The 13,682-nt window shown below is 72.5% G+C and carries 13 protein-coding genes; 6 read left to right on the forward strand and 7 right to left on the reverse strand.

The features are described from left to right. Positions 1-260 precede the first annotated feature (260 nt). Positions 261-1,907 (reverse strand): phosphoglucomutase (alpha-D-glucose-1,6-bisphosphate-dependent), encoded by a 1,647-nt coding sequence (pgm, locus tag ACQ1X7_RS10835; RefSeq protein WP_432478198.1) that lies wholly within the window; start codon positions 1,905-1,907, stop codon positions 261-263. Between the two features lie 92 nt (positions 1,908-1,999). On the opposite strand from pgm, the gene ACQ1X7_RS10840 reads away from it, so the two are divergent. The 4 genes from ACQ1X7_RS10840 to ACQ1X7_RS10855 are packed head-to-tail and all read left to right on the forward strand — an operon-like array spanning position 2,000 to position 6,296. Continuing rightward, positions 2,000-3,262, forward strand: a complete 1,263-nt coding sequence (locus ACQ1X7_RS10840) for an Nramp family divalent metal transporter (RefSeq protein WP_432478199.1) — start codon at positions 2,000-2,002, stop codon at positions 3,260-3,262. Between the two features lie 19 nt (positions 3,263-3,281). Continuing rightward, positions 3,282-4,310 (forward strand): alpha/beta hydrolase, encoded by a 1,029-nt coding sequence (locus tag ACQ1X7_RS10845; protein ID WP_432478200.1) that lies wholly within the window; start codon positions 3,282-3,284, stop codon positions 4,308-4,310. Further along, positions 4,310-5,056 (forward strand): esterase family protein, encoded by a 747-nt coding sequence (locus tag ACQ1X7_RS10850; protein ID WP_432478201.1) that lies wholly within the window; start codon positions 4,310-4,312, stop codon positions 5,054-5,056. The genes ACQ1X7_RS10845 and ACQ1X7_RS10850 overlap by 1 nt, the downstream gene beginning before the upstream one ends. A 13-nt stretch (positions 5,057-5,069) precedes the next feature. Further along, positions 5,070-6,296, forward strand: coding sequence for an ATP-grasp domain-containing protein (locus tag ACQ1X7_RS10855; RefSeq protein WP_432478202.1), 1,227 nt, complete (start codon positions 5,070-5,072; stop codon positions 6,294-6,296). 158 nt (positions 6,297-6,454) lie between these two features. Here the strand turns inward: ACQ1X7_RS10855 and ACQ1X7_RS10860 are convergent, their stop codons facing one another. Together ACQ1X7_RS10860 and ACQ1X7_RS10865 are read right to left on the reverse strand one after the other, a co-directional pair. Then, positions 6,455-7,378, reverse strand: a complete 924-nt coding sequence (locus ACQ1X7_RS10860; protein WP_432478203.1) for an oxidoreductase — start codon at positions 7,376-7,378, stop codon at positions 6,455-6,457. After that, on the reverse strand, positions 7,375-8,181 hold the full coding sequence (locus tag ACQ1X7_RS10865; protein ID WP_432478204.1) for a maleylpyruvate isomerase family mycothiol-dependent enzyme: 807 nt from the start codon (positions 8,179-8,181) through the stop codon (positions 7,375-7,377). The genes ACQ1X7_RS10860 and ACQ1X7_RS10865 overlap by 4 nt, the downstream gene beginning before the upstream one ends. Before the next feature lie 62 nt (positions 8,182-8,243). On the opposite strand from ACQ1X7_RS10865, the gene ACQ1X7_RS10870 reads away from it, so the two are divergent. Then, positions 8,244-9,941 carry a DEAD/DEAH box helicase gene (locus ACQ1X7_RS10870; RefSeq protein ID WP_432478205.1) on the forward strand — a complete coding sequence of 566 codons (1,698 nt, stop codon included), beginning with the start codon at positions 8,244-8,246 and terminating at the stop codon, positions 9,939-9,941. An 88-nt stretch (positions 9,942-10,029) separates the two neighbouring features. Here ACQ1X7_RS10870 and ACQ1X7_RS10875 read toward each other — a convergent pair whose 3' ends face one another. Both ACQ1X7_RS10875 and ACQ1X7_RS10880 read right to left on the reverse strand, forming a co-directional pair. Beyond that, on the reverse strand, positions 10,030-10,881 hold the full coding sequence (locus ACQ1X7_RS10875) for a DUF1932 domain-containing protein (RefSeq protein ID WP_432478206.1): 852 nt from the start codon (positions 10,879-10,881) through the stop codon (positions 10,030-10,032). Positions 10,882-10,909: 28 nt separating this feature from the next. Then, a complete protein-coding gene (locus ACQ1X7_RS10880) occupies positions 10,910-11,512 on the reverse strand; it encodes a LysE/ArgO family amino acid transporter (protein ID WP_432478207.1) in 603 nt (200 codons plus the stop codon). Between the two features lie 85 nt (positions 11,513-11,597). Here ACQ1X7_RS10880 and ACQ1X7_RS10885 point away from each other — a divergent pair, with 85 nt between their 5' ends. After that, a complete protein-coding gene (locus tag ACQ1X7_RS10885; protein WP_432478208.1) occupies positions 11,598-12,476 on the forward strand; it encodes a LysR family transcriptional regulator ArgP in 879 nt (292 codons plus the stop codon). A 13-nt stretch (positions 12,477-12,489) separates the two neighbouring features. Here the strand turns inward: ACQ1X7_RS10885 and ACQ1X7_RS10890 are convergent, their stop codons facing one another. After that, positions 12,490-12,843 carry a hypothetical protein gene (locus ACQ1X7_RS10890; RefSeq protein WP_432478209.1) on the reverse strand — a complete coding sequence of 118 codons (354 nt, stop codon included), beginning with the start codon at positions 12,841-12,843 and terminating at the stop codon, positions 12,490-12,492. A gap of 106 nt (positions 12,844-12,949) precedes the next feature. Further along, entirely contained in the window at positions 12,950-13,660 is a 711-nt protein-coding gene (locus tag ACQ1X7_RS10895; RefSeq protein ID WP_432478210.1) for a GOLPH3/VPS74 family protein, read from the reverse strand. Positions 13,661-13,682 lie beyond the last annotated feature (22 nt).

Raw genomic sequence — 13,682 nt, forward strand, 5'->3', positions numbered from 1 at the left:
CGCGGGGTGCCGGTTGCCGCGGAGGTCCGTCCGGCCGGGGGGGGGTTTCGAGACGGTTGCTGCGCAACCTCCTCAACCACCGGGAGGTGGCGGAAGGCGGGGTGCCGGTTGCCGCGGAGGTCCGTCCGGCCGGGGTGGTTTCGAGACGGTTGCTGCGCAACCTCCTCAACCACCGGGAGGTGGCGGAACGCGGGGTGCCGGTAGCCGCAGAGCCCCGTCCCGGACGAGGTGGTTTCGAGACTCAACCACCGGGAGTCGCCTCAGCCGAGGGCGGCCCCGACCACCTCGCGAGCCTCCTCCTGGACCTGGGCCAGGTGGTCGGGCCCGCGGAAGGACTCCGCATAGATCTTGTAGACGTCCTCGGTCCCGCTGGGCCGGGCTGCGAACCACGCGTTCTCTGTCGTCACCTTCAGGCCACCGATCTTCGCCCCGTTGCCGGGCGCCTCGGTGAGCCGGGCCGTGATCTCCTCGCCCGCGAGCACGGTCGCGGCGACGTCGTCCGGGGACAGCGCGGCGAGCCTGGCCTTCTGCTCACGGTCGGCCGGCGCGTCCACCCTCGCGTACGCCGGGTCGCCGTGCGCCGCCACCAGCTGCCGGTAGTGCTCGCCGGGCGACGAGCCGGTCACCGCGAGGATCTCCGAGGCCAGCAGCGCCAGCAGGATGCCGTCCTTGTCGGTGGTCCAGGTCGAGCCGTCGCGCCGCAGGAACGACGCGCCGGCCGACTCCTCGCCGCCGAAGCCGAACGAGCCGTCGAGCAGACCCGGCACGAACCACTTGAACCCGACCGGCACCTCCACCATCGGCTTCCCGAGCGAGGCGGCGACCCGGTCGATCATCGAGCTCGAGACCAGGGTCTTGCCGATCCGGGCCTCGTCGGACCAGCCGGGCCGGTGCCCGCCGAACAGGTAGCCGATGGCGACCGCCAGGAAGTGGTTGGGGTTCATCAGGCTGGCGTCGGGGGTGACGATGCCGTGGCGGTCGGCGTCGGCGTCGTTCCCGGTCGCGACCTGGTAGGAGTCACCCCCGCGGTCCATCTGGGCGATCAGCGACGCCATCGCGTAGGGGGAGGAGCAGTCCATCCGGATCTTCTCGTCCCAGTCCAGGGTCATGAAGCGCCACGTGGGGTCGACCTCGGGGTTGACCACGGTGAGGTCGAGGTGGTGCCGCTCGGCGATCGCCGCCCAGTAGGCCACGCTCGCCCCGCCCAGCGGGTCGGCGCCGATCCGGACGCCCGCCTCCCGGACGGCGTCGAGGTCCAGCACGGCCGGCAGGTCGTCGACGTACGACGCGAGGAAGTCGTAGCGCCCGGCCCCCGAGACGTCGGCGACCCGGCGCACGTCGCCGAGCCCGGCGCGGATCAGCCCGTTGGCCCGGTCGGCGATCACCGAGGTGGCGTCGGTGTCGGCCGGCCCACCGTGGGGCGGGTTGTACTTGAAGCCGCCGTCGCTCGGCGGGTTGTGGGAGGGCGTGACCACGATCCCGTCGGCGAGCCCCGAACCCGAGGTGCGGCCGCCGTTGGCGCGCAGGATCGCGTGGGACACCGCCGGGGTCGGGGTGTAGCCGTCGCGGCTGTCGACCATCACCTCGACGTCGTTGGCGAGCAGCACCTCGAGGGCCGTCCGGGTCGCCGGCTCCGAGAGCGCGTGGGTGTCGCGGCCGAGGAAGAGCGGCCCGTCGTACCCCTGCTCCTTGCGGTAGTCGCAGATCGCCTGGGTCGTGGCCAGGATGTGCTGCTCGTTGAAGGAGGTCCGGAGCGAGGTGCCGCGGTGCCCGCTGGTGCCGAACACGACCTGCTGGTCCGGGTCCTCCGGGTCGGGCGTCCTGTCCCCGTACGCCGCCAGCAGCGCGTCCACGTCGACGAGGTCGGACTCGGTCGCGGGCTGGCCGGCGCGGCTCTCGGGGGGCATGGCGCCATCATGGCGCGATGTGCCCTCGGTCACCACCGGGGTCGAGGGGCGGTACGGTGCGGGGACCCCCGTTCTCGGCAAGGGAGACCCCCATGGACACCTCGTCCGCCCTCTCGTCCACCGGAGCCCGGCCCAAGTGGTCGCTGGTCGGCCCGGGCCTCGTCGTCGCCGCGACCGGCGTCGGCGCCGCCGACCTGGTCGCCACCCTGATCGCCGGCAGCACCTACGGGTACGCCCTGTTCTGGGCGGTCGTGATCGGCTGCGTGATGAAGGTGGTGCTGGTCGAGGGGGCCGGCCGCTTCTCGCTGGCCACCGGCCACACGATCTACGAGGGCTGGTCGTCGCTGGGTGCCTGGACCGCGGTCTACTTCGGCCCCTACATCGTGGTCTGGGGCTTCGTCTACGGGGCGGCGGCGATGGCCGGCACCGGGCTCCCGCTCGCCAACCTGTTCCCGGTCTTCTCGATCACGACCTGGGGGATCATCTCCGGACTGGTCGGACTGGCGCTGGTGTGGATGGGGAAGTACGGCCTGTTCGAGAAGGTCTGCGCCCTCTTCGTCGGCGTGATGTTCGTGGCGATGGTGATGGCCGCGGCGCTGACGGTGCCGAACCTGCTCGACCTGTTCGCGGGGCTCGCCCCGATCGTGCCCGAGGGCGGCCTGTTCACGACCCTGGCGGTCGCCGGGGGCGTCGGCGGCACGATCACGCTGGCGGCGTACGGCTACTGGGTGCGGGAGAAGGGCTGGCACACCCCCGAGTACATGCGGGTGATGCGGCTCGACAACGGCGTGGCCTACCTGGTCACCGGCATCTTCGTCACCGCGACGCTCATCGTCGGCGCCGAGCTCCTCTACTCCGCCAACATCGCGATCGCCGAGGGCGAGCAGGGTCTGGTCGACCTCGGCACCGTGCTGGACGAGCGCTACGGCGCCGTCGCCGGCAAGATCTTCCTGGTCGGCTTCTGGGCGGCCGCGATGTCGTCGCTGGTCGGCGTCTGGAACGGCGTCTCCCTGATGTTCGCCGACTTCGCCGGCCACGTCCGCAAGCTGCCGGAGGACCACCCCGAGCGCGGCTCGAAGGGCAAGGCCTACAAGGCCTACATCCTGTGGCTGACCTTCCCGCCGATGCTGCTGTTCGCCTTCGGCGAGCCGTTCTGGCTGATCCAGGCCTACGGCGTGCTCGGCGCGTTCTTCATGCCGTTCCTCGCGATCACGCTGCTGCTGATCCTCAACAGCGACCGGGTGCCGCGGGAGTGGCGCAACAAGTGGCTCTCGAACGCGCTGATGGTGGTGACGGCCCTGGTCTTCATCGTGCTGACCTTCGACCAGGTACGGGGCATCATCACCGGGGAGTGACACGCCCTAGGCTGCCGGGATGACCCGGTTCGTCACGACCGTCGAGGGCGAGGCCGCCGTGGTGAGGGTCCCGGGCCTCGACGACGCCGCCGAGGTCCGGCTCTGGTCCGACCTCGACCTCGGCGACACGGCGTTCACCCGGGTCGACCCCGGCTGGGAGCTGCGGCTGGCGGGACTCCCCGTCGACCGGCTCGAGTACCTCGTCGACGTCGACGGCGCGACCCGCCCCGACCCCACCCACGACCGCGCCGTCGACGGACCGTTCGGGGCGCACTCGTGGCTGCCGCTCGCCGGGTACGCCGAGCCGGACTGGCTCGCACTGCCCCGGATCGCCTCCGAGCGGGCCGGCGTGGTGTTCGAGGACACCCCGGTCGGCGACGTCGAGGTCACGGTGTGGGCCCCGGCCGATGCCGACGGCGAGGAGCCCCTGCCGATGCTGTGCTGCCACGACGGGCCCGAGATGGCGGACTACGGCGGGATCCTCGACTGGGCCGGCGCCCTGGTCGGCGACGGCCGGCTGCCGCGGATGCGGGTCGCGCTGCTGTCGCCGGGTCCGCGCAACGAGCGGTACGCCGCGAACCCGGCGTACGCCGAGGCGCTCACGGGCCACGTGGTCCCGGGCCTGCGGGACGCCTGCCCGACCGACCACCGCCCGGTGCTGGTCGGCCAGAGCCTCGGCGCGGTGGCGGCGCTGCACGCGGCGTGGACCAGCCCCGGCTGCTTCGCAGGCCTGATGCTCCAGTCGGGGTCGTTCTTCACCCCGGAGCTCGATCCGCAGGAGAGCGACTTCGAGTACTGGGACGAGGTGACCGGCTTCGTCGCCAGCCTCTTGGCCGCCTCGACCGCGGCGCCGGACGCTCCCCTGGTCGCGATGACCTGCGGCACGGCCGAGGAGAACTACGCGAACAACCTGCGGATGCGCGACCACCTGGCCGCGACCGGCATGACGGTCGCCTGGGGCGAGGTCCGGCAGGGCCACACCTGGACCTGCTGGCGCGACAGCCTCGACCCGCACCTGACCGACCTCCTCAGGAAGGTCTGGGGCTGATGGAACGACAGCAGTGGGAGCTCGACGCCCCCGGCCTCGATCGGCCGGGGACCGTGATCCGGTACGGCCACTGGGGCCGGCCGGTGCTGGTGTTCCCGAGCGAGCAGGGTCGGGCCTGGGACTACGAGAACAACGGCATGGTGGGGGTGGTCTCGGACCTGGTCGACGCGGGCCGGGTGAAGCTCTACTGCGTCGACTCCTTCGACCACGTCACGTGGTCCGACCGGACGGTCCCGCTCGAGGAGCGGGCCGGGCGCCACCGGGCGTTCGAGTCCTGGGTCACCGACCGGGTGGTTCCGCTGATCGGCGAGGACGCACCGGGGTCGAGCGACGTGGTGGTGACCGGGTGCAGCCTCGGCGCCTACCACGCGCTGCAGCTCGCGCTGACCCGCGCCGACCTGTTCCCCGTCGCGATCTGCCAGTCCGGCAACTACGACCCCTCGGACTGGCACGCGTGGGGCGAGCGCGGCGACGCGGCGTACTTCACCAACCCCACCGACTACGTCGCCCACCTGCACGGCGACCACCTCGACTGGCTGCGCAGCCGGCTCCACGTCGTGCTGGTCGTGGGCGAGGGGCCGTGGGAGACCCACCCCACGGGCTCGCTGCCGAGCGCCCGCGCGATGGCCGGGCTGCTCGCCGAGAAGCAGATCCCCCACGAGCTCGACGTGTGGGGCCACGACTCCGCCCACGACTGGCCGTGGTGGCAGCGCCAGATCGCCCATCACCTGCCGCGCCACTGCTGAGGAGGACACCGGAATGACCGACCACCTGATCGGGTTGCTGCTCGGGGCCGAGGACGACTGGCCGCGTGCCTTCGAGGAGATCCTGCGGCGCGTCGGGCCGCTGGAGGTCGACGGCACCGAGCACCGGATCACCACCGAGCGGCTGACCATCGAGCCGTTCGACCTCACCGACCCGGTCCGCACCGACCTGGTGATCGACCGGCTCGCCCACTGGTACTACCACCCGCGCGAGTGGCTCAAGAAGGCCGCGCTGGTCAACGGCACCTACCTGCTCAACAGCCCGTTCACGTTCCAGTCCATGGAGAAGCACAGCGCCTACTGCGCGATGCTCCGGCTGGGGCTCAAGGTGCCGCCGACGATCCTGGTGCCCTACAAGAACCCCGTCGACAACGTCCGGTGGGCCTACACCAGCGAGCGCTACAACCGGCCCTTCGACCTCGACCGGCTCGCCGACCGGCTCGGCTACCCGCTCTACATGAAGCCGTTCGACGGCGGCGGCTGGCGCGGGGTGTCGCGGGTCGACGACCGGCGCGGCCTGCACCGGTCCTACGACGAGTCCGGCGAGATGCTGATGCACCTGCAGGCCACCGTGGACTACGAGCACTTCGCGCGGGCGCTCTCGATCGGGCCCGAGACCATGGTGATGGACTTCCGGCCGGAGCAGCCGATGCACAACCGGTACGCCGTCACCCACGGCTTCCTCTCGGAGTCCGCCGGCCACCAGACGGCCGCGATCAGCCGCATCGTCAACGCGTTCTTCGGCTGGGAGTTCAACTCCGCCGAGATGCTGGTGACCGGCGACGAGGTCTACCCGATCGACTACGCCAACGCCTGCCCCGACGTCGCGGTCACCAGCCTCCACTACTACTTCCCGTGGGCGATCACGGCGCTGGTGCGGTGGTCGGTGTTCTGCCTGGTCACCGGCCGGCGCGGCCGGATCGACCTGCAGACCGCGCGCTACTTCGAGGTGGCCGACTCCGACCGCTCCTACGACGAGAAGCTGGCCGCCTACCTCGAGCTGGCCGACGCCCACTTCGAGGCCCACCGCTACCGGGAGTTCTGCGACGAGCACCTGGCCCACCTGCCCGAGCAGGTGCACGACTGGGTGACCTCCGCCGACTTCGACCGGCTGCTGCGGGAGACCGTCGCGGCGACGTACCCCCCGCACGAGCAGGAGCAGTTCCTCGCCCACTTCCGCGGCCTCCTCGGCCTCTGGGCCGACGAGCACGCGCCCGTTTGACCGCGCGGGTGGGATAGCTGGACGCCGAAATCAGCGTCCAGGCTCCCGGGACGATGACGATGGCGTCCAGCTATCCGGGCCACCACGTCGGAGTCGTCGGCGTCGCGCTCCCGCCGCACCCCCCATCGGCCGCGGGTCCACGGCATGCTGACTCTGGTTCAGGGGTAGGTGATGCCGACGGCTCGTTCGCTGACCTCCCAGAGGGCACGCTGGTCGTGCTCGTCCCGGGCCTGGCGGCTGGTGCCGACGACGCGCGGCAGGCCGCGCATCTCGCCCGGCCCGCCGGGGCCGCAGTAGGTGCCGCCGGGCAGGTCGGCGGTCGTGGCCATCAGGACCGGCAGGGCCCCCATCGCCGGCGCCTGCCCGATCGCGCGGCTGGCCGCGTCCACGATGGAGGCGACCCCGCCCGACGAGCGACCGAAGCGGCCGTTGGCCACCAGGTGGGTGCCGGAGTAGCCGGGGTGAGCGGCGAGCGCTTTCACCGGCCGGTCGGCCACCCGCAGCCGACGCTCCAGCTCGAAGGTGAACAGCAGGTTGGCGAGCTTGGTGGCGGCGTACGCCGGCCAGCGGGAGTAGCGGCCCCCGGAGTGTCGCGGGTCGCCGAGCGGAGCCGCGCGGGCGACCCGGTGCATCTGCGACGACACGGTGACGACCCGGCCGTCGCCGCTCTCGACCAGCTGGGGGAGGAGCAGCCCGGTGAGCAGGAACGGTCCCAGGTGGTTGGTGGCGAGCTGCTGCTCGAAGCCGTCGACCGTGCGCGCGTACGGCGTGGCCATGACGCCGGCGTTGTTCACCAGGGCGTGGAGCGGGCCCAGACGGCCGGCCTCGGTGGCCGCGAGCCGGACCGAGGTGAGGTCGGCGAGGTCGACGACCAGGCGATCGACGGCCGCGTCGGGCAGCTCGTCGTGGATCGCGGCCTCGGCACCGGCGAGCCGGTCCACGGAACGGCCGGCCAGCACGACCCGTCCCCCGCGGCGGGCCAGCTCGAGGGCGACGTGGAAACCGAGCCCGCCCACCGTGCAGCCGGTGACGAGGGTGGTGCGGTCGGTCTGGTCGGGGAGCTCGGTGAGCCGCCAGCTCATGGGGTGACGGCCAGGGACGCCAGCACCTGCTCGGCGAGGGCGGCGTCGCCCTCGACCTGCACCGCACCGGGCCGCGCCTCGCGCCGGCCGGCGGCGAGCAGCACGAAGGTCTCACGGTCGGTCGTGAGCTGGACCGTCGGATCGGCCGGCGGCGCGACCGGTCGCCCGCGACCGTCGTCACCGACCTCGAAGCCGTACGCCGGGTGGCCGGCGAGCTGCAGCACGAGGGTCGTTCCGGCGGGGGCGCCGACCCGCTTGCCCAGCACGAAACCGAGGCTCTCCGCGAGGTAGTCGGCCGTGTGGATCGCTCCGGGGCCGTCGAGGTTGCCCGGCCGGCCGACGGCCCGGCGTACGTCCTGCTCGTGGAGCCACACGTCGAGCGGGCGGTTGCGGAGCAGCCGCTCCACCGTCCAGCCGATCGCGCCGAACACGCCCGCCGCCGGCGCGCTGCCGTCGGTCGGGGGATCGTCGAGCAGCTGGGTGTGGCGGGCGGTGGCGCAGGCCAGGATGTCCCGGAGCACCGTGTCGGGCGAGGTGCCGCGCCGCGCGACGACACCCTGCTCGGTGAACACCCCCATCATCCCGTGGACGTGGTCCGGCTCGCCGATCTCGACCTCCTCGTGGGGGTGACCGGCCTGCATCGACTCCAGGTGGGACACGTGGGCGGCGACGTCGAAGACGGTCCAGCCCGGGAGGTCGGTGGGGGTCGACCACTCCTCCTCGGGCACCTCCTCGAGCAGTCTGGTGAAGTCGTGGACGGCCTGCCACCAGATCTCGATGTAGCGCCCGAGGGAATCCGTCATGCGGGGCAGCGTACGGGCTCCAGGAATCCCGGTCGGCGGGCCCCAAGCCCTACCGTGGGGTGATGAACACCGAACCGACCGAGCCCTCGGCCGACACGTTCGCCGACCTGGGTCTCGGCACGGCGGTCCTGAAGTCCGTCCGGGAGGTCGGGTACGAGACCCCCTCGCAGATCCAGGCGCAGACCATCCCCCCGTTGCTCGCCGGGCACGACCTGGTCGGGCTCGCCCAGACCGGGACGGGCAAGACGGCGGCCTTCGCGCTGCCGATCCTCGAGCGGCTCGACGTACGCCAGAAGACCCCCCAGGCGTTGGTGCTGGCACCCACGAGGGAGCTGGCGCTGCAGGTCTGCGAGGCGTTCGAGCGGTACGCCGCCCACCTGCGCGGGGTCCACGTGCTCCCGGTCTACGGCGGGCAGGGCTACGGCGTACAGCTCTCGGCGCTGCGCCGCGGCGTGCACGTGGTGGTCGGGACCCCCGGCCGGATCATGGACCACCTCGACAAGGGAACCCTCGACCTGAGCGAGCTCCGGTACCTGGTGCTGGACGAGGCCGACGAGATGCTCAACATGGGGTTCGCCGAGGACGTCGAGCGGATCCTCGCCGACACCCCGGACACCAAGCAGGTGGCGCTGTTCTCGGCGACGATGCCGAAGACCATCCGGCGCCTCGCGTCGCAGTACCTGTCCGACCCGCTCGAGATCACCGTCAAGGGCAAGACGGCGACATCGGCCAACACCACCCAGCGCTACCTCATCGTCGGCTACCCGCAGAAGGTCGACGCGCTCACCCGGATCCTCGAGGTCGAGAACTTCGAGGGGATGATCGTCTTCGTCCGCACCAAGAACGAGACCGAGACGCTCGCCGAGAAGCTGCGGGCGCGGGGCTTCTCCGCGCAGGCGATCAACGGCGACGTCCCGCAGCAGGTGCGGGAGCGGACCGTGAGCCAGCTCCGGGACGCCAAGCTCGACATCCTGGTCGCGACCGACGTGGCCGCACGGGGCCTGGACGTCGAACGGATCAGTCACGTCGTCAACTACGACATCCCGACCGACACCGAGTCCTACGTCCACCGGATCGGCCGTACCGGACGGGCCGGCCGCACCGGCGACGCCATCTCCTTCGTGACCCCGCGGGAGCGCTATCTCCTCAAGCACATCGAGAAGGCGACGCGGCAGCCGTTGACCGAGATGCGACTGCCGACCGTCGAGGACGTCAACGTCACCCGGCTCGCGAGGTTCGACGACCAGATCACCGCGGCCCTCGGGTCCGCGCAGGTGGGCTTCTTCCGCGACGTCGTGGCCCACTACGTCCGCGAGCACGACGTCCCGGAGGTCGACGTGGCGGCCGCGCTCGCCGTCGCGCTGCAGGGCGACACCCCGCTGCTGCTCGAGGAGGAGCCGCAGCGTCCGGCCCGGCCCCGCAAGGAGCGCTCCGGCTGGGGCCGCCGCGGCCCCACCGGGCCGATGGCGACCTACCGGATCGCGGTGGGCCGGCGCCAGAAGGTCGAGCCCCGGCAGATCGTCGGCGCGATCGCCAACGAGGGCGGCCTGGACCGCGGCGACTTCGGCGCCATCGTGATCCGGCCCGACCACTCGCTGGTCGAGCTGCCTGCGCGGCTCTCCGAGGAGTCGTGGGAGGCGCTACGCCAGACCCGGATCAGCGGCAAGCCGATCGAGCTGACCCGCGACCAGGGTCCGCCCGCGCGCCGGGGTGGCCGTCCGTCGAAGGGCAAGCCGCGCGGCCAACGGCCCCGCGACTGACCCTCACGTCGTACCCGACATCCGGGTCGTCGCCGGCGGCCCCGAGCGACGCAGATGTCGGGTACGACGCAGACGGCTGCGCGGTGACCTAGTCGTTCAGCCGGCGCAGCACGACGGCGAGGTCGCTGAGGGCCGTCGCGTCCTCGGGTGAGAGGGCGGCGAGGTCGGTGCGCGAGAGCCGGTCGTAGACGGCGGCCACCCCGGCGAACAGCTCGCCGGACCCGCCTGCCGCGGCCTGGGTGGCGGCGATCTCCTCCATCTCGCCGACGAACCGGCCCGCCTTGCTCGCCGAGAGGGCGATCCGCCGGCCGACGCCCGGCACCTGGTCCGGGAAGGCCTCGCGCAGGTCGTCGAGGACGACGTCGAGCACGCCCTCGGCGTCGGCCGTCTGCAGGGCCTGGGCCCAGAGCGCGGTCGTGCCCTTGTAGACCGAGGCCGTGCACATCTTCACCGCCGACGCGGTGCCGACCTCGTCGCCGACGAGGCGGGTGCGGATGCCGTCGGCGGGCAGGGCGGCCACCTCGGCGGCCCGGGCACCCGAGAGGTACACCATGGTGCCCTCGTCGGCTCGTGGTGGCGGACCGCTGATCGATCCGTCGACCAGCTCGAACCCGGTCCTGCCGGCCCGGTCGGCCGCGCCGCGGACGGTGCCGGGCGAGACGGCGTTCAGGTCGACGATCAGCGGCCGGGCGTCGTCGGCGGCGTCCACGACGTCGTCGACCACCCGACCGGCCTCGGCCGGCGGGCACACGACGACGACGATGTCGGCCGTGCGGACGACGTCCGCCAGCGACGGCAGCAGCTCCAGTCCCTCGGCGAGCCGCCGGGTCCGTTCGGACCGGCCCGCCACGGTCGCGACCACCCGAGCCCCACCCGACACCCACGCCCGACCCAGTGCTGCGCCCATCGCACCCGGCGACACGATCCCGATGATGGTCACCGGGCAACCCTAGGGCCTGCCCCGGGTGTCACCCCGACGCGAGCACCACGGCGATGCCGAGCATGGTCAGGCCGATGAGGACGTCGAGCGCCCGCCAGGCCCGCGCGCTCGTCAACAGACCGGAGGCGCGACCTGCCCCCCAGCCCAGCCCCGAGAACCAGGCGAGGCTGCCGAGAGCCGCGCCCGCCCCGAACCACCACCGTCCCTCGGTGCCCTGCTGGTTCGCGATCGACCCGAGCATCAGCACGGTGTCGAGGTAGACGTGCGGGTTCAGCCAGGTGAGCGCGAGCGCCGTGATGACGGCGGTGCGCCGTCGCCGTGCTCCTCGGTCGGCGGCCTCCAGGGCCGCCGGATGCACCGCGCGCCACAGGGACGAGAGTCCGTACCACATGAGGAAGGCGACCCCGAGCCAGCGGACGACCAGCAGCGCGGTCGGCGCCTGCTCGACGAGGGTGCCGATGCCGGCCACCCCGGCCAGGATCAGCACGAGGTCCGACACCGCACAGATCGCCACCACCACGCCCACGTGGGAGCGCATCAGTCCCTGACGCAGCACGAAGGCGTTCTGCGCGCCGATGGCGACGATCAAGGTCAGGCCGGTGACGAATCCGGTCATGGAGTCCAGCAGCACCCCGGCAGCGTAGAAGGGGGACCGAGGTGAAGAACAGCGAAAGATTCTGATGATACATAAGCACTGATTCACTTAGCATCGGTCCGTGGAACTGCCTCCCTCCCACCTCAGCACCTTGCTCGCCATCGTCGAGCACGGGACCTTCGACGCGGCCGCCCGGGCGCTCGACCTCACGCCCTCCGCGGTCAGTCAGCGCGTTCGAGCGCTCGAGGTCGCCGTCGGTCGCGTCGTGGTGCAGCGGACGACTCCGTGCCTCCCGACGGCGGCCGGTGAGGTACTGCTCCGGCTGGCGCGGCAGCAGGCGCTCCTGGCCCGGGAGACGGCGCGTGAGCTGGGCGGATCCCAGGTCACGGTCGAGCTCGCCGTGGGGGTGAACGCCGACTCGTTGGCCACCTGGTTCGCCGACGTCCTCGCGGAGGCGGCGACGTGGGACGACGTGGCGCTGCGGGTCTCGGTGGAGGACCAGGCCTGGTCGTCGGACCTGCTCCGCCGGGGGGACGTGCTGGGCGTCGTCACCTCCGACCCCACCCCTGTCCAGGGCTGCCGCGTGACGCCCCTGGGGGCGATGCGCTACCGGCCCGCGGCAGCACCCGCCCTCGCCGAGCGCTGGCGACGAGGGCGAGGCCACGACTGGGAGAGGATGCCCGTCGTGGTCGTCAACGAGAAGGACGCGCTGCAGCACGACGTCCTGACGTCCCGCGGCGTGGCGCCGGCCCTTGTCCACCGGGTCCCGACCTCCCACGACTTCCTGGCCGCCGTCCGGGCCGGCCTGGGCTGGGGCATGCTGCCCGAGCAGCAGCTCTCGCCCGGCCTGGCCGACGGGTCGCTGGTCCGGCTGCCCGGGGGGCACGTCGACGTCCCGCTGCACTGGATGCGCTGGCGGCTGGCCTCGCCCGCCCTGGACCGGCTCGGTGACGCAGTGGCGACCGCAGCGACCGCGCTGCGGCGGGTGCGCCAAGGGTGAGCCGGCCGACCGGCTACTCGCTGTCGTAGGGGCAGTCCTGCTTGAACTGCTCCCACTCCTCGGACTGGGTGGCGTCCTCGCCGTCGCCGAGGTAGTTCGCCGGCTTGCCGACGAAGCCGTAGACCGGCCCCACGGCGATCGCCTGGTGCTGGTCGCCGCAGCGGGTCGACTCGTTGGTCGTGACCCCCTCGCCCTCGCACCCGGCCAGGGAGAGCTCCTCGGTGATCACCTCACCGTTGGCGAAGTCCGAGCACGGCGGAGGGCCGGACCCACTCTCGGGCGGGGTGGGCTCGTCCTCCGAGCAGCCGCCGAGGGCCAGCACCGTCACGACACCTGCCATGGCCACCAGCCGAGCCCGAGTCCCCATGGGCCGGACGCTATCAGCGGTCGCCGCCCTCACCGCAGCGTGACGCCCCTGTCGCTCGGATCCCTGCCGGAGTCGTCGTTCTTCCTCATGACGGCGGTCAGCAGCACTAGTTGTTCGAGGCGTACCCGTCCGTGTCGCTCATCGCCACCTTGACCGCCGAGACGATCGCCTGCTCCGCCTCCCCGATCCGCTCGAGGATCTCCTCGGCCCGGCGACGTGCTTCCCCGACCTGCTTCCTGGGCACGAACAGCTTGGGGTGCACGTCGACGAGCACCGCGATCAGCATCGCCGTCCGCCGGTCGGGGACCGACTCGCCGAGCAGGGCGCTGCGCAGCCGGGCCACCAGCTGTTCCCGGTGGGCGGAGGGGCCGGGCTGGTAGCGGCGCACCGTGAACATGCCCAGCCGGCGCTGGGACTCCTCGACGAGGATGCCGTCGGCCACGAGGCGCCGGACGAGCTGGTCGGTGTGGGGGACGCCGCCGACGAGGCGCGTCACCTTGTGCCCGAGCACCCCGGAGCCAACCACCGTCAGCGCGTCGTCGAGCTCCGGGTCGCCGAGCGGGGTGGCGTCACGCAGCGTGGCGCGGGCCTTCTTCCCGGTCCCCGACACCTCCAGGCGCCCCTCGTGCGCCAGCTCGACGAGCAGTGCGCCGGGGACCGCGAAGGCGGCGTTGTTCCAGATCTTGCCGTCGTCGGGGTTGAGCGCGGCAATCACGGCGTCAGTCGCGAGCGAGGGGGCGGCCCGGTCGGGGACGGACTCCCGCGCGGCCTCGGCCTCCGTCACGAAGCGCCGTGCCTTCCGCAGTCGTTCCACCATCCGAGCGCCCTCTCCCTCCGAC

It is taken from the genome of Nocardioides sp. GXQ0305, from assembly GCF_050880345.1.
In the GTDB taxonomy this organism is placed as follows: domain Bacteria; phylum Actinomycetota; class Actinomycetes; order Propionibacteriales; family Nocardioidaceae; genus Nocardioides.